The organism is Streptomyces sp. NPDC001068 (assembly GCF_042897315.1).
Lineage (GTDB): Bacteria > Actinomycetota > Actinomycetes > Streptomycetales > Streptomycetaceae > Streptomyces.
The window spans coordinates 341,715-362,390 of record NZ_JBIAYD010000009.1 but is presented as its reverse complement, the minus strand read 5'-3'; the positions used below and the strand labels follow the sequence as shown (position 1 = coordinate 362,390).

Sequence of the window (20,676 nt, the reverse complement as noted above, 5' to 3'; positions counted from 1 at the left end):
GCGCCCCCACCGCTGGACGGCTGCCTTTCACTCGGTTACTCATGGTTGACGGGGAGATCTGACTCTGATGCACACCGACCTCGTGGCGGCCCTCGACATCGGCGGCACAAAGATCGCCGGCGCACTGGTGGACGGTCACGGACGGATCCAGGCGCGCGCCCAGCGCGCGACGCCCGCCCAGCAGGACGGCGAGACGGTCATGGGGGCCGTCGAGGAGGTGGTCGGCGAACTCGCCGGTTCACCGCTGTGGGCGAGGGCGGGTTCGCTCGGGATCGGCAGCGCGGGCCCGGTGGACGCCTCCGCCGGCACCGTGAGTCCGGTCAACGTCCCGGGCTGGCGGGACTTCCCGCTCGTCGAGCGCGTGCGCGCGGCCGCCGGCGGGCTGCCGGTCGAGCTGATCGGCGACGGCGTCGCCATCACGGCCGCCGAACACTGGCAGGGCGCGGCCCGCGGCCACGACAACGCGCTGTGCATGGTGGTCTCGACGGGTGTCGGCGGCGGCCTGGTGCTCGGCGGCAAGCTGCACCCGGGTCCCACCGGCAACGCGGGCCACATCGGCCACATCAGCGTCGACCTGGACGGCGACCCCTGCCCCTGCGGTTCGCGCGGCTGCGTGGAACGGATCGCGAGCGGCCCCAACATCGCGCGGCGCGCACTGGAGGGCGGCTGGCAGCCGGGTCCCGACGGCGACACCTCGGCCGCGGCGGTCGCGGAGGCCGCGCGGGGCGGCGACCCGGTCGCGGTGGCGTCCTTCGACCGGGCCGCACAGGCGCTCGCCGCCGGGATCGCGGCCACCGCGACCCTGGTCGAGATCGACATCGCGGTGATCGGCGGCGGGGTGGGCAAGGCGGGGGACATCCTCTTCACGCCGCTGCGCAAGGCCCTCACCGACTACGCGACCCTCTCCTTCGTGCAGCGTCTGACGGTCGTTCCGGCCCAGATGGGCACGGACGCGGGCCTGGTGGGCGCCGCGGCCGCGGCACTGGCCCGGCTGGGCACGGACGCGACGGCGGCGGGCGTCTGACCGGCGAGGCGGCCCGGCAGGAACGTTCAGGCCCGGCCGGGCGGGCCTGACGTGCGGGTCCCGTCGGCCGGCCCTGACGCGCGGGCCCGGCCGGCCGGGGCTGAACGTTCAGCCCCGACCGGCCGGGTTTGACGTGTGGGCCCGGTCGGCCGGGGTTCAGGTCCGGCCGACCGGACCCCGCTCGGGGACGGCCGGGACGCCCGGGCGGGGGCGCGTGACGTCACGGCCGGACGGGCGTGCCCGACGGCGACGGCCTGGCGGGACCGGGTGTCCCGCCGGGCCGCGGCCCGTCAGCAGGTGATCCGCGCGTCCGCCCAGTCGCCGTGGTCGGAGGTGATCCCGTTCCCGCCGTCGGTGACGACGAGGCTGACCACCTCGGCGCCGGTGACGTCGGCGGTGAGCGGCTGGGCGGCCATGTCCGTGGTCAGTACGCCGGTGGAGGCCACCTCCCTGCCGTCGGCCCAGACCTCGAACGAGACGCTGCCGTCGGCTCTTTCCTCGTCGTCCACGCCGACCTCGGCGGTGACCTTCTGACACGCCCTGCCGGTGTAGTAGTCGACCTGGCTCGGCGCGTGCGTGCCGAGCCCCTTGGCGTACACCACCCCGTCGACGGTGAGCGGATGTCCGTCGCCCGCCGCGGTCTCGCCGTTGCTGGTGTCGCGTTCCACGGGCCCCCAGCCGTTGTCGGCCGACAGCCAGGGAAGGTCACTGAGGTAGGAGCCTCCGGCCGGCGGCGGCTCCGCGACCCTCAGCGTGATCGTCGTCGTGCTCTCCGCGCGCACACCGGCGGGCGAGCGGTAACGCGCCCTGAACGCGAGGTCGTACGATCCCTCGGGCGTCCCCGCCGGAGCGGTCACCCGCCAGCCGGTACGCAGCGCGTGGCCGGTCGGCAGGGCCGAGGTCCCGGTGCGCGAGGTCGCGGTGACGCTCCAGCCCCGCGGGCCGGTGAGCGCCACGGAGACCCGGCGGGCCGGCGTGCGGCCGAGATCGGTGACCGACGTGGTGAGCGCGGCCGTGCCGCCGGGCCGGACGAACCGGTCGCCGTCCAGGCCGGGTTCCACGGCCGGCGGGTTGGCCGCCCAGTGCCGGTCGACGGCGACGCGGACCAGCACCGTGCCGTGCGCCGGGACGAGCGCGGAGACGGTGCCCGCGGTGTTGTAGCTGCGGTGCCGCCACAGGTCGCGCAGGGTGTAGGCGGGCGCGTCCGGCAGGCCGGCCGCGGTCGCGGTGGTCGCGACGCGCTGCGGGGAGCCGGACTCGTTGAAGAGGGCGACCGCGCGGCTGCCGTCCTTCATCTCCTTGGTGACGACCCAGCGTCCGCCCGCCGAGGACAGCACCGTGCCCTGCTTGCCGAGCGGGTCCTGGTCGACGGCGATGACCTCCTTGTCGTCCAGGATGTCGAAGGTCGCCGGGGAGGCCTTGCGCAGGTCGGTGCCGATGAGCAGCGGGGCGGCCATCATCGACCACATCGAGAAGTGCGTCCGGTACTCGGTGTCGGTCATGCCGCCGTTGCCGACCTCGAGCATGTCCGGGTCGTTCCAGTGCCCGGGGCCCGCGTGCGGCGCGAGGGGCAGGTTCTGCTTCAGGATCGACAGCATCGAGCCCCAGCTGTCACTGATGTCCCCGGTGGTACGCCACAGTTGGCCGACGTCCGCGGCCCACTCCCAGGGCTTGTTCTCGCCCCATTCACAGATGCTGTAGACGATCGGCCGCCCGGTCGCCCGCAGCGCGTCCCGCATGGTGAGGTAGCGCTGCTTGGCGTCCACACCCTGGTTGTTGCAGTTGTCGTACTTGAGGTAGTCGACACCCCAGTCGGCGAACTGCTGTGCGTCGCCGTACTCGTGGCCCAGGGCGCCCGGAAAGCCCGCCTCGTTGCAGGTCTTGGTGCCGGCGCTGGTGTAGATGCCGAGCTTGAGGCCCTTGGCGTGCACGTAGTCGGCGACCGCCTTGATGCCGTGCGGGAACCTGGCCGGGTCCGGGACCAGCCTGCCGTCCGCGTCACGGCTCGGCAGGGCCCAGCAGTCGTCGAGATTGACGTACCGGTAGCCGGCGTCCTTGAGGCCCTTGGCCACGAAGAGGTCCGCGATGCCCTCGACCATGGACTCGTCGAAGTCCGCACCGCAGTGCGTGGAGTTCCAGTTGTTGAAGCCCATCGGCGGGGTGAGGGCGAGACCGTCGGCGGGGGCGGGTGCGGGGGCGGGTGCGGGTGCGGGCGAGCCGGTCGCCGTGCCGGCGGCCGCGGGTGCGGCGAGGCCCGCCGTGCACAGCAGTGCCGCCGACAGTGCTCCGACCACTCTTCGGCGGGTAGTGCGGGTGTGAGGGTGACGCATCGTTACGCTCCTCCAACTCGCGAAAGGTGGGATGACGGCAGAGTGGGCGTCATCGGTGCGCGCTTATGGTAGGAGCTGTTCGGCTCTGTTGGAAGAGCGGTGCCGCAGGTTGCGTGAGTGGCCCCATCGGCCCGGCTGAAAAGGGTTGTTGGGGTGATGCGCGTCGATGCCCGTTGAGTTGTGTTGACCGGTGACGTCGGGCGACGCTGGGAGATGGCCGAGTCCGGCCTGTGCCGGTGCCGCGGTCAGGACGTCCGATGTCCTGACCGCGGCACCGGCGCCGAGCCTCACCGGAACTCGTGCACCACGTCGATGGTGCCGACGATGTGCGCGTTGAACTCGTCCAGTTCCTCGGCCGGAACCCACAGCTCCAGGATCGTGCTGCCGCCGGCCTGCCGGACGGGATAGCGGCCTGCGAACTCCGCGTCGACCTCGAAGCGGGTCACGAAGCCGGCGCCGTCGTGCTTGACGTTCCAGTCCCGGGCGATCCGGACCGCGTAGTCCTCGTCGAGCACCGGATAGAAGACCGGCTGCTCGGGCAGCCGCGGCGGCCAGGCGCGCCACCCCGACTCCCGCACCAGGCCGAGCTCCACGGGGCCGGTGGGACGCCACAGTGTGGTGGTCGGTCGAGGGCTGGTCATGGCGTACGGCTTCCTGCGCGGATCGGATGCGGGCAAGCCGACGGTAGTCGCGCCGTGATCGTCGGGGCCACCGGTTTCCGTACCGTCCCGCCGCGTTGCTCCCCTCGTGGGTCCGCCCGTGACCCCGGGGCGCCCGCGTAGTTGAAAGGAGCATGAAGAAGCGCAGCATGCTCGCCATCGCCAGCCTGGCCACCGGATTCGTCGTGGCCGCCATCACCCCGTCGCACGCCGCCGTTCCCCCGTCCCACGCCGCCGACGGCCCGCTCGACGACCTGTACGTCTCGGACGCCCTGGAGCACGTCGGCCACCTCGTGGGCGAGGACAGTTTCCAGACCGACCGGGACTTCCTGGGCCAGGAGTAGCCCGGCGGGGCGGAAGCGAACGACGGTGCCGGTGTTCCGCCGAGGGACGCCGGCACTCCGATTCGGGCGCCCTCAACGCGAACTGGTTTCCGTGGCAGTGTGGAGCGGGCAAGCCTCAGGGGGCCAACAGAAGAGGGGGAGTCCGTGATCGTCTGGGTCAACGGCGCGTTCGGTGCGGGGAAGAGCACCACCGCACGTGAACTGATCGAACTGATCCCGAACAGCACGCTCTTCGACCCCGAGGTCATTGGCGGGGCACTGACACACCTGCTGCCGGCCAAGCAGCTCGCCGAGGCCGGCGACTTCCAGGATCTGCCGATCTGGCGGCGGCTGGTGATCGACACGGCCGCCGCGATGCTGGCCGAGCTGGGCGGGACCCTGGTGGTCCCCATGACGCTGCTGCGCCAGGAGTACCGCGACGAGATCTTCGGCGGTCTCGCCGCCCGCCGGATCGCAGTCCGGCACCTGTGCCTCACCCCGGCCGAAACGATCCTGCGCGAGCGGATAGCCGGTCGGGAGATCCCGTCCGACCTGCCCGACGGCGAGATACGGGTCCGGCAGTGGTCGTACGACCACATCGAGCCCTACCGGGCCGCCCTCGCCTCCTGGATCGGCGCCGACGCCCACCTCGTCGACACCAGCGCCCTCACCCCGTACGAGACGGCCGTGTACATCGCCGAGGCCGTCGGCACCGGTGCCGCCAGGGTGTGCGACATCGTGCAGACGCCGGAGCCCACCGCCGAGACGCTCGCGGCCGGGGTGCTCCTCTTCGACGAGCAGGATCGTTTCCTGCTGGTCGATCCCACCTACAAGGCGGGCTGGGAGTTCCCCGGCGGTGTCGTCGAGCCCGGCGAGGCCCCCGCCCGGGCGGGCGTGCGCGAGGTCGAGGAGGAGACCGGGATACGACTGGAGAAGGTGCCGAGACTGCTGGTCGTCGACTGGGAGCAGCCCGCGCCGCCCCGCTACGGGGGCCTGCGGCTGCTCTTCGACGGCGGCCGCCTGGACGCCGCCGAGGCCGGCGGGCTGGTGCTGCCGGGGCCCGAACTGCGCGGCTGGCGCTTCGTCACCGAACAGGAGGCCGCGCAGCTGCTGCCCCCGGTGCGCTACGAACGGCTGCGCTGGGCGCTGCGGGCCCGTGAGCGCGGCGCCGCGCTCTACCTGGAGGCGGGCGTCCCGGTCGGCTGACCACCTTCGTGACCGGGAAGCGGCCGCGCCTTCCCCGCGGCGGGTGTTCCCCGCCGACGGCGGGGCGGCCGTTCCGCCCGTCGGCGGTCTCGTACGAGGGCGGCCCGCGCGGCGACCTCAGGCGACGTCGACCACGATCCTTCCCCGGGCGGTGCCGCTCTCCACGGCCGCGTGCGCGTCGGCGACGTCGGTGAGGGCGAAGCGCCGGGGGTCGAGCACCGGTGTGAGCCCGCCCGCCTCGGCGAGCGCCGCCGCCTCGCGCATGATCTCCCCGTGATGCTCCCGACCGCGCCCGGTCAGCAGGGGCAGCAGGGTGAAGACGCCGGAATAGGACGCCCCGCGGAAGCTGAGGGGCGCGAGGCTGTGGGTTCCCCACCCCAGGGCGCTCACGACGTGCCCCGTGTAGGTGCGCACCGCGTTGAAGGAGGCGTCGAGCACCGGACCGCCGACGGTGTCGAGGACGACGTCGAAACCCTCGCCCCCGGTGTGCTCGGCGACGTACTCGTCCACGGACGTGGCGGCGTAGTCGATGGGGGTGGCCCCCAGGCCCTCGACGACCGACAGCCGCGGGGCGGACGCGGTGGCGAAGACCTCGGCGCCGCGGGCGCGGGCGATCTGCACGGCCACCTGGCCGATGCCGCCGGCGCCGCCGTGGACGAGGACCTTCTGTCCCGCGCGGACCCGGGCCCGGTCGACCAGCCCCTCCCAGGCGGTGATGAACACCAGGGGCAGGGCCGCGGCCTCGCGCACGCCGAGCGAGGACGGCTTGCGGGCGAGCAGCCGGGCGTCGACCGCCGCGTACTCGGCGAGCGAACCCTGCAGGTCACCGACCCCGCCCGTCATGCCGAAGACCTCGTCGCCCGGCGCCAGGCCGTCCACGCCCGCGCCCACCTCCTCGACCACACCGGCCAGGTCCAGGCCGAGGACCGCCGGCAGTGTGCGCCGGGCATGGGCCGCCTTGCCGGCCCGGATCTTGGCGTCGAGTGGGTTGACGCCACTGGCGCCGATCCTCACCAGCGCCTGGCCCGGGCCCGCCGTCGGCTTCTCGATGTCCCTGAGGACCAGCGGTGATCCGAACTCTTCGAGGACTACTGCGCGCATGACTGCGTCTTCTTCCTGCCGTTGTCAGGCGGGTGCGGGTGCGGGTGCGGGGGACGTCGGGGTGGGGTACGGGTGAGGGCGCGGCGGCCCGTGACCGTGGTCGTCGGTCGTGTCCTCGGGGTCAGAGGTGACCGGCGATGAGCAGGCGCGCCGCGGACTTCGCCTCGGTCACGACGGAGCGGTCCTGAAGGAGGCGCCCGGAGGTCAGGGCGCCGTCGACGAGGAGGCCGATCCCGCGGGCCAGTGCCTCGGGTGCGCCGGCGCCGGCCCGCTCGCTCAGCTCGGTCAGCCATGCCTTCCGGCGCTGTGTGTGCTGCACGGTGACGGCCCGGGCCTCCGAGTCCAGCTCGGCCTCGACCGCCGCGCTGACGAACGGGCATCCGAAGAAGCCGTGCCGGTCGAAGGCGTCGGTCAGGGCGTCGAACAGCCCGACGAGTTGTTCGCGTGGACCACCGGGGGTGCGTTCCGCGGCGGCCTGGAGCTGCGCCATCCAGGAGTCGTCGGTCCTGCGCAGATACTCCGCGACGAGCTCCTCCTTGGTGCGGAAGTGCGCGTACAGCGTCGACTTCGAGATGCCGGCCGCCGCGATGACCTGATCGACGCCCACGCCGCGGAGTCCGTTCGCGTAGAACAGGTCCGCCGCCGCGGTGAGGATCCGCTCCTCGGATCTCGTCTTCCTGAACTGCGTCGCCATGACCCCGTCTCCGTATCCTCAGCTCCTTAATCGAACAGACTAGTTCGTCCGATTAAGGTCCGCAAGGGCCCATGCCGACGCGCCTCGACGCGTCTCGACGCGGCGTGGCGTGCCTTTGGGGGCAAACGAAAGACGGGCTCCGGCTGCTCGCCGAAGCCCGTCTGGCCGCACTGCGGGGAACCGACCCGCCGGTCGGCCACATCCCCCGGAACGGGCTCAGCCCGCCGCGTAGTTCCGCAGGAACAGCGCCTCCGCAACCGACAGGCGCTCCAGTTCCTCGGGCGACACGCTCTCGTCGACCGCGTGGATCTGCGCCTCCGGCTCGCTCAGCCCGATCAGCAGGATCTCGGCCTGCGGGTAGAGGCTCGCGAGGGTGTTGCACAGGGGGATGGACCCGCCCTGACCGGCGTACTGCATCGTCTCGCCCGGGTAGGCGACCGTCATCGCGTCGGCCATCGCCCGGTAGGCGGGGCTGGTGGTGTCCGCGCGGAACGGCTGGCCCTGGCCGACCGCCTCGGTCCGCACCCGGGCACCCCACGGCGTGTGCGCCTCCAGGTGCGCCTGGAGCAGCTTGCTCGCCTCGGCCGCGTCCACGCCCGGCGGCACCCGAAGGCTGACCAGGGCGCGGGCGCTCGCCTGCACCGAGGGCGTGGCGCCGACCACGGGCGGGCAGTCGATGCCGAGCACCGTGACCGCAGGACGCGCCCAGATGCGGTCGGCGACCGAGCCGTCGCCGATCAGCCGGACCCCGTCCAGCACCTTGGCGTCCTTGCGGAACTGCTCCTCCTCGTACGCCAGCCCCTCCCAGCCCGACTCCGGCGCGAGACCGTCGACCGTCGTCGAACCGTCCTCGGCGCGCAGCGAGTCCAGCACCCTGATCAGCGCGGCCAGCGCGTCCGGGGCGGCGCCGCCGAACTGTCCGGAGTGCAGATTGCCCTGGAGCGTGTCGATCTGGACCCGGAGCATGGTCATGCCGCGCAGGGTCGTGGTCACCGTCGGCAGCCCGACGCGGAAGTTGCCCGCGTCGCCGATGACGATGGTGTCCGCCGTCAGCAGGTCGGGGTGCTGCTCGGCGTACCGCTCCAGGCCGCCGGTGCCCATCTCCTCCGAGCCCTCGGCGATCACCTTGACGTGGACCGGGACACCGCCGTTCGCCCGCAGCGCGCGCAGCGCCAGCAGGTGCATGATCACGCCGCCCTTGCAGTCGGCGGCACCGCGCCCGTACCAGCGGCCGTCCCGCTCGGTCAGCTCGAACGGCGGGCTGGTCCAGGCGGCCTCGTCCAGCGGCGGCTGCACGTCGTAGTGGGCGTAGAGCAGGACCGTCTTGGCGCCCTCCGGGCCCGGCAGGTAGCCGTACACCGACTGTGTACCGTCCGGGGTGTCCAGCACGGCGACGTCCACGAAGTCCTCGGCGCGCAGCGCGTCGGCGACCCAGTTCGCGGCGCCCTCGCTCTCGCTCTTCGGGAACTGGGCGAAGTCCGCCACCGACTTGAAGGACACCAGCTCGGCGAGCTCCGTCCTCGCCCTGGGCATCAGGGCGGCGACGGTCTCGGCGACCGGATTGGACGACATGGGCACGCTCCTCGTGGGTGCGACGTTCAACTGGTGAGTACACCGATCCTCCCACAGCGGCCTGCGGCGATCTCCGCCGTAGGATGCGGGAGGACAGGTGACAGGTGTCCGGCTGCGGACGGACGGTGGCTGCCTCCTGGCGCACCGGCCGCGCGGCACCTTCGGCTCGGTGCGGCACCCATGGCTTGACACGGCATACGGCACTTACGGCTTCTACGGCTTGATCGGAGCAGCGGACCATCGTGAGCGGTGAGATTTCTTCGGCGGACGACATGCAGCGGGTGTGGGACGTCGTCGTGGTGGGCGCGGGACCCGCGGGGGCCTCGGCGGCCTACGCTGCGGCGGTCGCGGGACGGCGCGTGCTGTTGCTGGAGAAGGCCGAGCTGCCGCGCTACAAGACCTGTGGCGGCGGCATCATCGGGCCCTCGCGCGACGCGCTCCCGCCCGGCTTCGAGCTGCCCCTCAAGGACCGCGTGCACGCGGTCACCTTCTCCAACAACGGCCGGTTCACCCGCACCCGCCGTTCCAAGCAGATGATGTTCGGGCTGATCAACCGGCCCGAGTTCGACCAGCAGCTGGTCGAGCACGCCCAGAAGGCGGGCGCCGAACTGCGCACCGGCGCCGCCGTGCAGCGCGTCGAACAGCACGGCTCGGCCGTCCCCGACCGGCGCACGGTCGCCGTGGTCCTCCAGGGCGGCGAGACCGTGCTGGCCCGCGCGGTGGTCGGCGCCGACGGCAGCGCCAGCCGGATAGGTGCCCATGTCGGCGTCAAGGTCGACCAGGTGGATCTCGGCCTGGAGGCGGAGATCCCGGTGCCGGAGACGGTCGCCGAGGACTGGAAGGGCCGGGTGCTCATCGACTGGGGCCCGATGCCCGGCAGTTACGGCTGGGTCTTCCCCAAGGGCGACACCCTGACCGTCGGCGTGATCTCGGCGCGCGGTGAAGGCGCGGCCACCAAGCGGTACTTGGAGGACTTCGTCGCGCGGCTCGGCCTGGCCGGCTTCGAACCGAGCATCTCCTCCGGCCACCTGACCCGCTGCCGCGCCGACGACTCGCCGCTGTCGCGGGGCCGGGTGCTCGTGTGCGGTGACGCGGCGGGCCTGCTGGAACCGTGGACCCGCGAGGGCATCTCCTTCGCGCTGCGCTCCGGACGGCTCGCGGGGGAGTGGGCCGTGCGCATCGCCGAGGCCCACGACGCCGTGGACACCCGCCGTCAGGCGCTGAACTACGCGTTCGCCGTCAAGGCGGGCCTCGGCGTCGAGATGAGTGTCGGCAAGCGGATGCTGGCGGTGTTCGAGCGCAGGCCCGGCCTGTTCCACGCGGCCCTGACCGGCTTCCGCCCCGCCTGGCGCGCTTTCAAGGAGATCACCCAGGGCCGCACCACCCTCGGTGAACTCGTCCGTTCCCACCCGCTCGCCCAGCGCGCCCTCGCGGCGATGGTTCCCGAGCCGGCGGCTCCGCAGGACGCCGCCGAGCCGGACCCGCACCACGCCGACGAGACGCACGACACGGACGGGACGGGCGGCACGGACGGGACGGACGGCACGGACGGGACGGACGGGACGGGCACGCCGGGTTCTGTCACTTCGTGACGGCGATCCGGAAGACCGGGTGGTCGGGGGCGATGCGACGCAGGTCGGCGTCGGGCGAGTCGGGCCCGACCCCCTTGAAGAACACGCCCACCTCGGCCTTCCAGCGCTTCAGGTAGGCCCGCAGCAGCTCGACCTTGTCGTCGTCGGCGACCTCGGTGGCGGTGAACACGTCCACGTTCCTGCCGAGCCGCAGTTCGCCGCCGCCGGCGGCGCGCATGTTGTGGGTCCACTGCACGTGGCCGCGCGGCGCGAGCAGGTACTGCTGCCCGTCCACCGTCAGCAGGTTCACCGGCGTGGTGCGCCATTGCCCGGTCTTGCGCCCGCGGACGGCGAGGAGGCGGGAGCCCCAGATGCTGATACCGCGCCCGGTGAGCCAGCCGACGGCCTGGTTGAAGATCTTGATCGTGAACCAGCCGGGCTTCTGGACGTGTGCAGACACGGTGACCCCCACAGTTTGGGAGAGCGGTGCTCTCGCTTGACTCCAGTGTGGGGAGATCGGCGATCCAAAGCAAGAGCAGTGCTCTCTTTTTTGTGCAGTGCACTCGTTCGAGATCGGTGCGCCGAACGGAGTGCGATGCTCATTTTCCGGCGCACTGCTCCGAAATGTGTGCACCGCTCTGCCCGCGTGGCAGACTGCTCGCCATGACCACCGCACAGGGCGCCCGTGCGCGAGCCAGGATGGAAGTCACCGCGGCCATCAAGGACGAGGCGCGCAGACAGCTCGCGGCCGAAGGCGCCCCCAAGCTGTCGCTGCGTGCCGTCGCCCGCGAACTCGGCATGGTCTCCTCGGCGCTCTACCGTTACTTCCCGAGCCGGGACGACCTGCTCACGGCGCTGATCATCGACGCCTACGACTCCCTCGGTGAGGCCGCCGAGGCCGCGCACGCCGCCGGCGAGGCCGCCGGGACCGCCTCCGTGGAGCGCTGGGTCGCCGTGTGCGAGGCGGTGCGGGGCTGGGCGCTGGCGCACCCGCACGAGTACGCGCTGATCTACGGCTCGCCGGTGCCCGGCTACTCGGCCCCCGACACCACCATCCAGCCGGCCGCCCGCGTCGCCCTCGTGCTGATCGGCATCCTGCGCGACGCGTTCGGGCGCCGCGGGCTGGCCCGTACCCCGGTCTCCGCCGAACTGGCGCCCGAGGCCCGCCGGATGGCCGACGAACTCATGCCGGGCCTGCCGCCCGAGGTCGCCGTCGCCATGGCCGCGGCCTGGGCGCAACTGTTCGGCCTGGTCGGGTTCGAACTGTTCGGCCAGTTCAAGGGGGTCGTGGAGGAACGCGACCAGTTCTTCCGGCATGCGGCCGCGCAACTCGCCCACGGAGTGGGGCTGGTCTTTCCCTAGTGGACTCCGGTGGGCGGGGTGCCGGCCCGGCACGCGCCGTGGCCTCACCCTGCCCCTGCCCCTGCCCCTGCCCCTGCCCCTGCCCCCGCCCTCGCGCACGTGGAGGATCCCGTGTGTCGGGGCCGCCGGCCCGAGGGCCCCGATGTCCGAGACCGCGGTCACCGTGCCGACGGTTGTCGTCGTGCGGACGCCCGTCACCTCACCCATGGCTGTCTCTGTGCCGGCGGCCACCACCGCGGCGACGGTGGTCATCGCGCCGGGTCGGCCGACGTGTCGGTGCCCGTGCCCGTGTCGGTGCCCCCGTCCGTGCCGGCGTCCGCGTCCGCGTCCGTGTCCGGGACGAGGACGACCTTGCCCGCGACCGTCCCGGACTCGGCGAGCCGCAGGGCTTCGGCGGCCCGGGTGAGGGGCAGCCGCGCGGCGACGCGGGCGGTGACCTCGCCGCGCCGCAGGGACTCGAAGACCTGGGTGAGGTCGGAGCTCAGCCGGGCCCGGAAGCGGTCCCTGCCGAAGGCGCGGCCCTCCCAGACGTTGAAGAAGTACGCGTGCCTGCCGTTGGGCAGCGCGTTCCACAGCCACACCCGGCCGAGGATCTTCAGCACGGGAAGCTGCTTGGAGCCGGAGTCGTCCCGGGTGGTGGCGCTGCCGTAGGAGACGAGGGTGCCGCCCGGGGCGAGGAGGTTCCAGGAGTCGACGACGCTGCGTCCGCCGAGGTGGTCGAAGACGGCGTCGACGCCGCCGGGGGCCAGTTCGCGGACCCGGGTCGGGACGTCCTCGGCGCGGTAGTCGACCGGGGTGACGCCCATCTCGCGCAGTGACGCGTGGTGGCGGGCCGAGGCCGTGCCGATGACGCGAAGGCCGGCCGCACGCGCGAGCTGGACGAGGACCGTGCCGACCCCGCCGTTGGCACCGTGCACCAGGATCGTCCCGCCCTGCCGCACCCTGGCCTTGCGGTACAGCATCTGCCAGGCGGTGATGCCGTTGACGACCAGCGTCTCTGCCTCGGCCGCGCCGATCCCGGCCGGGACCTCCACGGCGTCGGCCGCGTCGAGTACGACGTGGCTGGCCCAGCCGCCGACCTTGACCAGGGACGCCACCCGCCTGCCGACGAGGGCCGGTGCGACCCCTTCGCCGGTCGTGAGCACCGTGCCGACCAGGTCGTAGCCGGGGACGAAGGGGAACGGCGGCTGGTCGTAGTAACGGCCGCGGCGCATCTGCTGCTCCGCGAAGGAGACGCCGGTGGCCTCCATGCGGACGACGATCTGGCCGGCGCCCGGGGTGGGGATCTCTCCGCGCCGGATCTGCAGCCCCTCGGGTTCCACGACGCCCGGCAGGACGATCTCGACGAGCCGGGTGCCGGCGGTGCTCTCCTGCGGTGTGGCGGTTCCCGTGCTCTCCATGACGATCTCCCTATAGATGCAGTCACAAGTGAGAGTGCTTCTAGCTTGCGTTATAAGCTATAACTAAAATGACTCGCGCTAGCTTCAGTGTCAAGTCCTCGCGGGGCGGGGTGCTCTCGCGGCTTGTTAGAGGTAGTCTCGAAAGTGACGGGTTAAAACGGTCGTAACGGGGCGGCCGCAGCGGGAGCGAGAGGAGCGCGCAGGTCATGGCGGAACAAGCGGTGAGTCCTCGCGAGCGGTACCGGAGCCAGGTACGCGCCGACATCAAGGCGCGCGCCTGGGAGCAGATCGCCAAGTCCGGCGCGACGGGCCTGTCCCTCAACGCCGTCGCCAAGGAACTGGGCATGAGCGGGCCCGCCCTCTACCGGTACTTCGGCAGCCGGGACGAGCTGATCACCGAGCTGATCCGGGACGCCTACCGTGGCCTGGCCGACACCTTCCGTGCCGCCGCCGACTCGGGGGCGGGCGTCGACGGTCTCGCCCACACCCTGCGACGCTGGGCGCTCGACGACCCCCAGCGGTATTTCCTCGTCTACGGCACGCCTGTGCCCGGCTATCACGCGCCCGACGACATCACCGCCATCGCCCAGGAGATCATGACCGCGCTCCTCGACGTCTGCGCCGCGGCCGCCCCGGAGGCGCCGGTCTCCGCCGGCTTCACCGCCCATCTCGCGCAGCACCGCGCGTGGGCCGGTGACCATTCCGCGTCACCGGCCGTACTGCGCCGGGCGCTCGCGTTCTGGACCCGGATGCACGGAGTGCTCTCCCTCGAACTCGCCGGTCAGTTCACCGGCATGGGCTTCGACCCGGAGCGGCTGTTCGAGGCCGAGGTGGCCGAACTGGCGAGCGGCGGCAGCTGACGGATCCGCGGGGGCAGACGGATTTGTGGAAGGTGACCGCCCCGCCCCGCGCTGCTCGCGCCCCGCGCTGCTCGCGCCCCGCGCTGCTCGCGCCCCGCGCTGCTCGCGCCCCGCGCTGCTCGCGCCCCGCGCTGCTCGCGCCCCGCGCCGCTCCCGCCCCCTCGCGTCGCCTACTTCCCCGGGAGTACGCGTGATCACCTCGCCGGGCTGACGTCCGCGCGGCACGGCGCCGTCTAGCGTGGCGGACATGGACGAGTGGCGGGAACGGCGGCGCGGACCCGCGCACTGGTGGCACCACGGCCCCGCGGGGTGGCGCCGAGAAGGCGACGGCAGCGACGGCCCGCCGCCCGGCCGGCTGCCGTGGCGCACCACCGTCGCGGTCACCGTGCTGGTACTGGTGGGTTCGAACTTCGCCGCTCACGCGCAGCCGCACCGTGAGCCGCTGGACGGGTATGCCCGCCTGCTGCTCCTGGCTGCCTGCGCGCTGCTGCTGTGGCGGCAGCGGCACCCGGTGCCCGTGGTGTTCGGCACGGCGGTGCTGGCCCTCGGCTACCTCGCGGCCGGCTACCCCTACGGCCCGGTCTTCGCGGCCGTGGCCGTGGCCTGCTTCAGCGCCGTCGTCGCGGGGCACCGCCGGTCCGCGTGGGCGGCCGTGGGGCTGCTGTGGGGCGGGCATCTGCTGATCTCGCTCTGGCTGTACCGCGTGCTGCCGCCACCGGGTGACCAGGGGGCCGGCGCGGGCCAGGAGCTGGTCGCCGCCACCTGGGTGCTGATCATCCTCTCCGTGGCCGAGCTGGTGCGGCTGCGGCGCGAGCAGTGGGCGCGGGAACGGGCGGACCGCGCCCAGGCGGGCCGGCGCCGGGCGGACGCGGAACGGCTGCGGATCGCCCGCGAACTGCACGACGTGCTCGCGCACAGCATCTCCGTCATCAACGTGCAGGCCGGCGTGGGCCTGGCGCTCCTGGACTCCGACCCCGAGCAGGCCCGGGCCGCGCTCACCACCATCAAGGCCGCGAGCAAGGAGGCGCTCGGCGAGGTGCGCCAGGTACTCGACACCCTGCGCGCTCCGGGAGACGCTCCGCGAGCCCCCGCGCCGGGTCTTGGGCGGTTGCCGGAACTGGTCGAGCAGGCGGCGGGTGCGGGGCTCGAGGTGACCGTGCTGGGGGAGCCGCCCGGGCTGCCGCCCGGCGCCGATCTGGCCGCGTTCCGGATCGTTCAGGAGGCGCTCACCAACGTCGTACGGCACTCGGGTTCCCGGCAGGCGCGGGTGCGCCTCGAACACGGTGGCGGGGAGCTGCGGTTGCGGATCGACGACGACGGCCCGGCGACCGGTGCGGACGCGGGCGGCAGCGGGAACGGGCTGGCCGGGATGCGGGAGAGGGCGGCCGCCCTCGGTGGCACGATCGAGGCGGGGCCGCGCGCCGACGGCGGTTTCCAGGTGCTGGCCGTACTGCCTCTGAACGACCGGGAGGGCCGATGATCCGGGTACTGCTCGCCGATGACCAGGCGCTGGTGCGGGCCGGCTTCCGGGCGCTGCTCGACGCGCAGCCGGACATCGAGGTGACCGCGGAGGCGGCGGACGGCGAGGAGGCGGTGCGCGGGGTGCGCGAACTGCGCCCCGACGTGGTCCTGATGGACATCCGCATGCCGCGCCTCGACGGGCTGGCGGCGACCCGCCGGATCACCGGCGAGGACGAACTGAAGGACGTCAGGGTGGTGATGCTGACGACGTTCGAACTGGACGAGTACGTCTTCGAGGCGATCCGCTCCGGCGCCTCCGGGTTCCTGGTCAAGGACACCGAGCCGGAGGAACTCGTGCGCGCCGTCCGGGCGGTGGTGGGCGGGGACGCGCTGCTGTCGCCGGGTGTGACGCGGCGGCTGATCGCGGAGTTCGCGGCCCGATCCAAGGAGCCCGCCGCCGCCGAGTCCCTCGCCCGGCTCACGGACCGCGAGCGGGAGGTGATGGCCCTGGTGGGCATCGGCCTGTCCAACGAGGAGATCGCCCGCCGCCTGGTGGTCAGCCCGCTCACCGCCAAGACCCATGTGAGCCGTGCCATGGTCAAGCTGGGCGCCCGGGACCGGGCCCAACTGGTCGTCCTGGCCTACGAGTCGGGGTTGGTCAGGCCGGGCTGGCTGGGCTGAGGGGACGGTCGGAAGCGGACTGGCACGCTGACGAGAGAGGGAGGACACATCGGTGGCGTGCGGTCCGCCCTCCCTCGTCACGCGCGCCGTCCCCTGGCGCGCCGTACCGGCGGTGTCACGGCCGTGCGGCCGTATACCCGATGTCACGGCCGTGCGCCCGGCGGGGCCGGAGCCCCGCCGGGCGCACGTCGGGCGTACCTCGGGAGGCGACCCCGTGGGCCGCCGGTCCCTCACGCGTCAGTCGCGCACCGACACCCGCTCGGCCCCGGCCCCGGCCTGAGCCTCGGCCTCGGCCCCGGCCTCCAGGACCGTGGACTTCGCGATCACCACGGTCCGCTGCTCACGCCGCGTGCGCAGTCCGGTGAGTGTGATCAGGAGGCCGGCGAGGGCCACGCCCGCGACCACCATGAAACCGGGGCGGTAGCTGTCGAGGACCGCCTGCGGGGTCGCGTCCGCCGGAGCGCCCGCGGTGACGACGGCCGTCACGACCGCCAGGAAGATCGCGCCGCCCACCTGCACCGAGGTGTTGAGGAGCCCGGAGACCATGCCCTGCTCGTGGTCGTCGACCCCGTTGGTGGCCTGGATGTTGAGCGAGGGGAAGACCAGCGCGCAGGCCGCGCCGATCAGCAGCATCGACGGCAGGATCACCGCCGCGTACCCGGGGTTCAGGTCGATGCGCAGGAAGAGGGCGTAGCCGAGGACCATGAACGCGAAGCCCGCCGCGATGAGCCGCGGGGTGCCGAACCGGTCCACGATCGCGCCGACCTTGGCCGAGGACACCGCCACCAGCGCGCCCGCGGGCAGGAAGGCGAGCGCGGTGTGCAGCGCCGACCAGCCGAGCAGGGACTGCATGTAGAGGGTGGTCAGGAACTGGAAGCCGACGTAGGAGCCGAAGAAGGCGACCGCGCCGAGCTGGGCGCGGATCTGGCTGCCCGAGCGCAGCACGCCGAGGCGGATGAGCGGGCCGGGGGAGCGGCGCTCGACGCGGACGAAGGCGGTCAGCAGGACGGCGGCCGCGAGGAAGGACAGCAGGGTGCGGGCCGATGCCCAGCCCACCTGCGGGGCCTCCACCACGGTGAACACCAGCAGCAGCATGGAGGCGGTGCCGAGGATCGCGCCGGGGATGTCGTAGCCGTTGTGGTCGCGTTCGCGGGCGCTGCGCGGCAGCAGCCGGAGGCCGGCGACGAGCGCGATCAGGGCGATGGGGGCGGGCAGCAGCATGGTGAGGCGCCAACTGGCCTCGGTGAGCAGGCCGGAGAGGACCAGGCCCATCGAGAAGCCGGTGGCCGCGCAGGTGGTGTAGATGGCGAGGGCCCTGTTGCGCAGCGGGCCCTCCGGGAACGTGGTCGTGATGATCGAGAGGCCGGCCGGTGCGGTGAAGGCCGCGCTCAGGCCCTTGACGAAGCGGCTGGCGATGAGCAGCGGGCCCGAGTCGACCAGGCCGCCGAGCAGCGAGGCGAGGGCGAAGACGCCGAGGGCCACGAGGAACACCTGGCGGCGGCCCAACAGGTCGGCGGTGCGGCCGCCGAGCAGCAGCAGGCCGCCGTAGCCGAGGATGTAGCCGCTGACGATCCACTGCAGCGTGGAGGTCGACAGCTGCAGGTCGGAGCCGATCGAGGGCAGGGCGACGCCCACCATCGACACGTCCAGGGCGTCCAGGAACATCGCGGCGCAGAGCACCAGCAGGGTGCCCCACAGGCGGGGAGTCCAGCGTCCCGCTGAGGCAGGGGCGGTGAGCGGAGAGGTCATGTCGACAGACACTACATGCACATGCATCGAATGCAAGTGCATTTAATTACGATGCAATGATTCCACTTCTCTGCTACGGTGCCGGGATGGCGGCGAACGAGCCTGAGCAGGCACTTGTGGAGCAGTGGCGGGACATCCTCGCCCTGCACGCCCGCACCCAGTGCGAACTCGACCGCGCCCTGCACGGCCACGGTCTGTGCGCCAGTGACTTCGAGGTCCTCGACCTGCTCTCCGGCGGTACGGCCCCGGACGGCGGCTGCAGCTACCGCGTCCAGGAGATCGCCGAGCGGGTGCACCTGAGCCAGAGCGCGCTGTCCCGGCTGGTCGCCCGGCTGGAGAAGGACGGTCTGGTCGAGCGGGCCATGTGCGCGGAGGACCGGCGCGGAGTACGGGTGGCCCTCACCGGCAAGGGGCGCGCGCTGCACGGCGAGGTGCTGCCGGTGCAGCGCGCGGTGCTCACCCGGATGCTGGCCGGCTAGAACCGGCGGCCGGATCGGCGGTCAGATCCCCGACGTGGTGCGCCACAGGTCGGCCAGTTCCGGGTCGCCGGTCACCTTCGGCACCGGCATCCGGTTCCAGAGCGCCAGGTACAACTCGTCGGCGGGGCCGGAGAGTTCGGCCGTCGCGCCCGGAAGGGCGCCGAGCTCCGTGACGGGCGGTGCCGCAGACAGCCGTACCGTCCAGGCCGCGTCCCGGTCGGCGGCCCGCACCTGGAGCACCTGAGGATCCTCGGAGCGGACCCGGCTGCGCGGGCGGGCGTGGAACCCGCGCAGCAGTTCGTCGATGCCGTCGACCGCGAAGTCGGTGGCGACCGGGGAGACCGGCCCGCCCCGGGCGGCCTCGGCGTCGTACCGGTGCACGGTCGTCTCGTGGGCCTGGCGGCGCGCCCAGAAGGCGAGCGGGGACGGGACGGGCGCGGGATGGAAGGTCCAGCACGGTACGTCCGGCGGGGCCGCGGCCAGGGTGTCGACGAGGATGCGGTGGCCCTCCCGGAACCAGGAGGTCAGTTCGGTGCCGTCGAGTGCGGGCGGGTCGGGGATGGGACGCGGCCCGGGACGGGCGTCGGCGACGACATCCGCGGCCCACCGGTGGATGGTGCCCGTGTGCCGCAGCAGGTCGCGTACCCGCCACTCGGGGCAGGTGGGCACCTCGGCGTCGAGTCCCGCCGTCGCGGCGGCCTCGGCCAGCGACCGGCCCTCCCGGTCGAGGATCTGAAGATATTCGGCAGTCTCCATGCCGCGAGTCTGCCCGATCCGGCACCCGCCGGTGTGACGGTCCCCGGTCACCTTCCGTGCCTGCCACCGCCGGTACCGCGTTTCCCGACCGCGCCCGCCGCGTCCGTACGGCAGTCACCTACGGGCCTGTCGCCGAAGAGCCTCTGCCACCGACGGGTCTGCCACCGGCCGCCCACCCTCGGCCGGTTCGCCCTAACGCAGCAGGAACCCCACCGCGTAGCCCAGCGCGTTGACCGCCCAGTGCAGGGCCATCGGTGCCAGCAGCGACCCGCTGCGGTCGCGCAGCCAGCACAGCAGACACCCCGCCAACGCGGTGAACAGCACCGCTCCGACGTCCACCAGCACCGCCCCGGCCACCGACTCTCCGAAGACCGAACCGAGCGTCGGCTTGTCCCTGTTGAGGTTCAGCGAGGGCAGGATGTGCCAGAGGCCGAACAGCACGGAGGACAGCACCGCGGCCGTCGTCGCCGTGCGCAGCCGGCGCAGCAGCGCGAACAGCACACCGCGGAAGGCGATCTCCTCCAGCAGCACGGTCCCCACCGGTACCGCCACCAGCGCCTTGAAGGCGATCTCCGGCCCGCTCAGCACGTCGGTCCGCTGATCCGCGAACAGCCCGCGGGTGACCGGGACCAAGGCTCCGCAGAGATAGACCGCCGCGACGATCCCGATCAGCGCGACCGCCCAACGCACCCCGTCCACCAGTGTGTTCCGGCCGAATCCGAGCTCCGACCGGTCGCCCCCGGCCCAGAACAGCACCGCCACCAGCACCCCCGAGACGGCGACCGCGGTGAGCAGACTCCAGGACCTGGCCCAGCGGTTGTCCAGCAGGTTGGCCGCGACCAGCACGGCCACCACCGCCACCAGGGCGGCCGGGGTGGGGAGCCGGGGAACCGGCATCTGCCGGCCCGGACCTGGGGGAGTCAGAACTCGACCGGGTCGCGTGGCGGGATGTCGGTCCGGGTGTTGCGGTCGCAGGCGAACACCACGCCCGGCTCCGGCGCGACGGCGTTGCCGCCGCCGTACCGCCGGAGGGTGGCGAGCGGGCTGACGGGGACCCGTGCCCAGGCACCGGCCGCGTGTTCCGGCACTCCGGCCGTCGAGGGCGGGCGCAGCCCGGCGGTCCCGCTCGTCGGCAGCGGGCCGTACGACACGATCGTCATGGACGCGAAGACGCGGCAGGCACCCGGGAAGCCCAGCGGCGTCGCCCGGCCCCCGTCCGCCCGCCGCTCGGCGTGCCGGGAGTACACGCTCGAACGGGGACTCTCGGTCGTCGGGGCCTGGACCATGTCCACCACGATGGGACATCGCCCACCGCCGCGCACCTTCTCCGCGGCCAGGTGGAGGGGCCCGGCGGCCTTCGGGATGCGGCGGCGGGCGCCGTGGCCGATCGTGGTCCCGAGGTGGCCAAGTGGGTGTTGCGGGCAATGCTCTGAATCGTACGAGGGAGT

At 73.0% G+C, this 20,676-nt stretch carries 20 protein-coding genes; 9 read left to right on the top strand and 11 right to left on the bottom strand.

All coding sequences use genetic code 11. From position 1 onward, the window contains the following. The first annotated feature begins 67 nt into the window (after window positions 1-67). Window positions 68-1,024, top strand: a complete 957-nt coding sequence (locus ACFY3I_RS26230) for an ROK family protein (RefSeq protein WP_390863170.1) — start codon at window positions 68-70, stop codon at window positions 1,022-1,024. Window positions 1,025-1,314: 290 nt separating this feature from the next. Here the strand turns inward: ACFY3I_RS26230 and ACFY3I_RS26225 are convergent, their stop codons facing one another. Next, on the bottom strand, window positions 1,315-3,354 hold the full coding sequence (locus ACFY3I_RS26225; protein WP_390863169.1) for an NPCBM/NEW2 domain-containing protein: 2,040 nt from the start codon (window positions 3,352-3,354) through the stop codon (window positions 1,315-1,317). 287 nt (window positions 3,355-3,641) lie between these two features. Further along, window positions 3,642-3,995 carry a hypothetical protein gene (locus ACFY3I_RS26220; protein ID WP_390863167.1) on the bottom strand — a complete coding sequence of 118 codons (354 nt, stop codon included), beginning with the start codon at window positions 3,993-3,995 and terminating at the stop codon, window positions 3,642-3,644. 152 nt (window positions 3,996-4,147) lie between these two features. Between ACFY3I_RS26220 and ACFY3I_RS26215 the strand changes: the two genes are divergently transcribed. Further along, window positions 4,148-4,357 (top strand): hypothetical protein, encoded by a 210-nt coding sequence (locus ACFY3I_RS26215; RefSeq protein WP_365291046.1) that lies wholly within the window; start codon window positions 4,148-4,150, stop codon window positions 4,355-4,357. A 144-nt stretch (window positions 4,358-4,501) separates the two neighbouring features. Beyond that, on the top strand, window positions 4,502-5,542 hold the full coding sequence (locus ACFY3I_RS26210) for an NUDIX domain-containing protein (RefSeq protein WP_365291043.1): 1,041 nt from the start codon (window positions 4,502-4,504) through the stop codon (window positions 5,540-5,542). Between the two features lie 117 nt (window positions 5,543-5,659). Here the strand turns inward: ACFY3I_RS26210 and ACFY3I_RS26205 are convergent, their stop codons facing one another. The 3 genes from ACFY3I_RS26205 to ACFY3I_RS26195 form a co-directional block, all read right to left on the bottom strand. Continuing rightward, entirely contained in the window at window positions 5,660-6,643 is a 984-nt protein-coding gene (locus tag ACFY3I_RS26205) for a zinc-dependent alcohol dehydrogenase family protein (RefSeq protein WP_390863165.1), read from the bottom strand. 121 nt (window positions 6,644-6,764) lie between these two features. Next, on the bottom strand, window positions 6,765-7,337 hold the full coding sequence (locus ACFY3I_RS26200) for a TetR/AcrR family transcriptional regulator (RefSeq protein ID WP_390863163.1): 573 nt from the start codon (window positions 7,335-7,337) through the stop codon (window positions 6,765-6,767). A 216-nt stretch (window positions 7,338-7,553) separates the two neighbouring features. After that, window positions 7,554-8,909: a dipeptidase gene (locus ACFY3I_RS26195; protein WP_365291037.1), complete on the bottom strand. Its 1,356-nt coding sequence runs from the start codon at window positions 8,907-8,909 to the stop codon at window positions 7,554-7,556. Between the two features lie 242 nt (window positions 8,910-9,151). On the opposite strand from ACFY3I_RS26195, the gene ACFY3I_RS26190 reads away from it, so the two are divergent. Then, entirely contained in the window at window positions 9,152-10,501 is a 1,350-nt protein-coding gene (locus tag ACFY3I_RS26190; protein ID WP_390863161.1) for a geranylgeranyl reductase family protein, read from the top strand. Here ACFY3I_RS26190 and ACFY3I_RS26185 read toward each other — a convergent pair. Continuing rightward, on the bottom strand, window positions 10,491-10,940 hold the full coding sequence (locus tag ACFY3I_RS26185; RefSeq protein ID WP_365291033.1) for a nitroreductase family deazaflavin-dependent oxidoreductase: 450 nt from the start codon (window positions 10,938-10,940) through the stop codon (window positions 10,491-10,493). The two genes, ACFY3I_RS26190 and ACFY3I_RS26185, sit on opposite strands and share 11 nt — an antisense overlap. Before the next feature lie 203 nt (window positions 10,941-11,143). Here ACFY3I_RS26185 and ACFY3I_RS26180 point away from each other — a divergent pair, with 203 nt between their 5' ends. After that, window positions 11,144-11,842: a TetR/AcrR family transcriptional regulator gene (locus tag ACFY3I_RS26180; RefSeq protein WP_390863159.1), complete on the top strand. Its 699-nt coding sequence runs from the start codon at window positions 11,144-11,146 to the stop codon at window positions 11,840-11,842. 248 nt (window positions 11,843-12,090) lie between these two features. Here ACFY3I_RS26180 and ACFY3I_RS26175 read toward each other — a convergent pair whose 3' ends face one another. Beyond that, a complete protein-coding gene (locus tag ACFY3I_RS26175; RefSeq protein WP_390863157.1) occupies window positions 12,091-13,242 on the bottom strand; it encodes a medium chain dehydrogenase/reductase family protein in 1,152 nt (383 codons plus the stop codon). A gap of 206 nt (window positions 13,243-13,448) precedes the next feature. Here ACFY3I_RS26175 and ACFY3I_RS26170 point away from each other — a divergent pair, with 206 nt between their 5' ends. The 3 genes from ACFY3I_RS26170 to ACFY3I_RS26160 all read left to right on the top strand — a co-directional run bounded on the left by ACFY3I_RS26170 (window position 13,449) and on the right by ACFY3I_RS26160 (window position 16,244). Then, window positions 13,449-14,102 (top strand): TetR/AcrR family transcriptional regulator, encoded by a 654-nt coding sequence (locus ACFY3I_RS26170; RefSeq protein ID WP_390863155.1) that lies wholly within the window; start codon window positions 13,449-13,451, stop codon window positions 14,100-14,102. A gap of 247 nt (window positions 14,103-14,349) precedes the next feature. Further along, complete coding sequence (locus ACFY3I_RS26165; RefSeq protein WP_390863153.1) at window positions 14,350-15,582, top strand: sensor histidine kinase; 1,233 nt, start codon at window positions 14,350-14,352, stop codon at window positions 15,580-15,582. Continuing rightward, the gene (locus tag ACFY3I_RS26160) at window positions 15,579-16,244 is read left to right on the top strand and encodes a response regulator transcription factor (protein ID WP_365291022.1); all 666 of its coding nucleotides are present in this window, start codon (window positions 15,579-15,581) and stop codon (window positions 16,242-16,244) included. The genes ACFY3I_RS26165 and ACFY3I_RS26160 overlap by 4 nt, the downstream gene beginning before the upstream one ends. Before the next feature lie 237 nt (window positions 16,245-16,481). Here the strand turns inward: ACFY3I_RS26160 and ACFY3I_RS26155 are convergent, their stop codons facing one another. Further along, the gene (locus tag ACFY3I_RS26155; RefSeq protein ID WP_390863151.1) at window positions 16,482-17,993 is read right to left on the bottom strand and encodes an MFS transporter; all 1,512 of its coding nucleotides are present in this window, start codon (window positions 17,991-17,993) and stop codon (window positions 16,482-16,484) included. A gap of 86 nt (window positions 17,994-18,079) precedes the next feature. Between ACFY3I_RS26155 and ACFY3I_RS26150 the strand changes: the two genes are divergently transcribed. Continuing rightward, on the top strand, window positions 18,080-18,472 hold the full coding sequence (locus ACFY3I_RS26150; RefSeq protein ID WP_390863149.1) for a MarR family winged helix-turn-helix transcriptional regulator: 393 nt from the start codon (window positions 18,080-18,082) through the stop codon (window positions 18,470-18,472). A gap of 21 nt (window positions 18,473-18,493) precedes the next feature. Here the strand turns inward: ACFY3I_RS26150 and ACFY3I_RS26145 are convergent, their stop codons facing one another. From ACFY3I_RS26145 to ACFY3I_RS26135, 3 genes are all read right to left on the bottom strand, one after another. After that, window positions 18,494-19,228 carry a maleylpyruvate isomerase family mycothiol-dependent enzyme gene (locus ACFY3I_RS26145; protein ID WP_390863147.1) on the bottom strand — a complete coding sequence of 245 codons (735 nt, stop codon included), beginning with the start codon at window positions 19,226-19,228 and terminating at the stop codon, window positions 18,494-18,496. Window positions 19,229-19,420: 192 nt separating this feature from the next. Continuing rightward, window positions 19,421-20,125 (bottom strand): CPBP family intramembrane glutamic endopeptidase, encoded by a 705-nt coding sequence (locus tag ACFY3I_RS26140; protein WP_390863146.1) that lies wholly within the window; start codon window positions 20,123-20,125, stop codon window positions 19,421-19,423. 23 nt (window positions 20,126-20,148) lie between these two features. Continuing rightward, window positions 20,149-20,514, bottom strand: coding sequence for a hypothetical protein (locus ACFY3I_RS26135; RefSeq protein ID WP_390863144.1), 366 nt, complete (start codon window positions 20,512-20,514; stop codon window positions 20,149-20,151). Window positions 20,515-20,676: the final 162 nt, after the last annotated feature.

Coding starts and splice junctions, on each gene's coding strand:
- ACFY3I_RS26230 (WP_390863170.1), top strand. CDS start 68: ATGCACACCGACCTCGTGGCGGCCCTCGACATCGGCGGCACAAAGATC.
- ACFY3I_RS26225 (WP_390863169.1), bottom strand. CDS start 3,354: ATGCGTCACCCTCACACCCGCACTACCCGCCGAAGAGTGGTCGGAGCA.
- ACFY3I_RS26220 (WP_390863167.1), bottom strand. CDS start 3,995: ATGACCAGCCCTCGACCGACCACCACACTGTGGCGTCCCACCGGCCCC.
- ACFY3I_RS26215 (WP_365291046.1), top strand. CDS start 4,148: ATGAAGAAGCGCAGCATGCTCGCCATCGCCAGCCTGGCCACCGGATTC.
- ACFY3I_RS26205 (WP_390863165.1), bottom strand. CDS start 6,643: ATGCGCGCAGTAGTCCTCGAAGAGTTCGGATCACCGCTGGTCCTCAGG.
- ACFY3I_RS26200 (WP_390863163.1), bottom strand. CDS start 7,337: ATGGCGACGCAGTTCAGGAAGACGAGATCCGAGGAGCGGATCCTCACC.
- ACFY3I_RS26195 (WP_365291037.1), bottom strand. CDS start 8,909: ATGTCGTCCAATCCGGTCGCCGAGACCGTCGCCGCCCTGATGCCCAGG.
- ACFY3I_RS26180 (WP_390863159.1), top strand. CDS start 11,144: ATGACCACCGCACAGGGCGCCCGTGCGCGAGCCAGGATGGAAGTCACC.
- ACFY3I_RS26175 (WP_390863157.1), bottom strand. CDS start 13,242: ATGGAGAGCACGGGAACCGCCACACCGCAGGAGAGCACCGCCGGCACC.
- ACFY3I_RS26170 (WP_390863155.1), top strand. CDS start 13,449: ATGGCGGAACAAGCGGTGAGTCCTCGCGAGCGGTACCGGAGCCAGGTA.
- ACFY3I_RS26165 (WP_390863153.1), top strand. CDS start 14,350: ATGGACGAGTGGCGGGAACGGCGGCGCGGACCCGCGCACTGGTGGCAC.
- ACFY3I_RS26160 (WP_365291022.1), top strand. CDS start 15,579: ATGATCCGGGTACTGCTCGCCGATGACCAGGCGCTGGTGCGGGCCGGC.
- ACFY3I_RS26155 (WP_390863151.1), bottom strand. CDS start 17,993: ATGACCTCTCCGCTCACCGCCCCTGCCTCAGCGGGACGCTGGACTCCC.
- ACFY3I_RS26150 (WP_390863149.1), top strand. CDS start 18,080: ATGGCGGCGAACGAGCCTGAGCAGGCACTTGTGGAGCAGTGGCGGGAC.
- ACFY3I_RS26145 (WP_390863147.1), bottom strand. CDS start 19,228: ATGGAGACTGCCGAATATCTTCAGATCCTCGACCGGGAGGGCCGGTCG.
- ACFY3I_RS26140 (WP_390863146.1), bottom strand. CDS start 20,125: ATGCCGGTTCCCCGGCTCCCCACCCCGGCCGCCCTGGTGGCGGTGGTG.
- ACFY3I_RS26135 (WP_390863144.1), bottom strand. CDS start 20,514: ATGGTCCAGGCCCCGACGACCGAGAGTCCCCGTTCGAGCGTGTACTCC.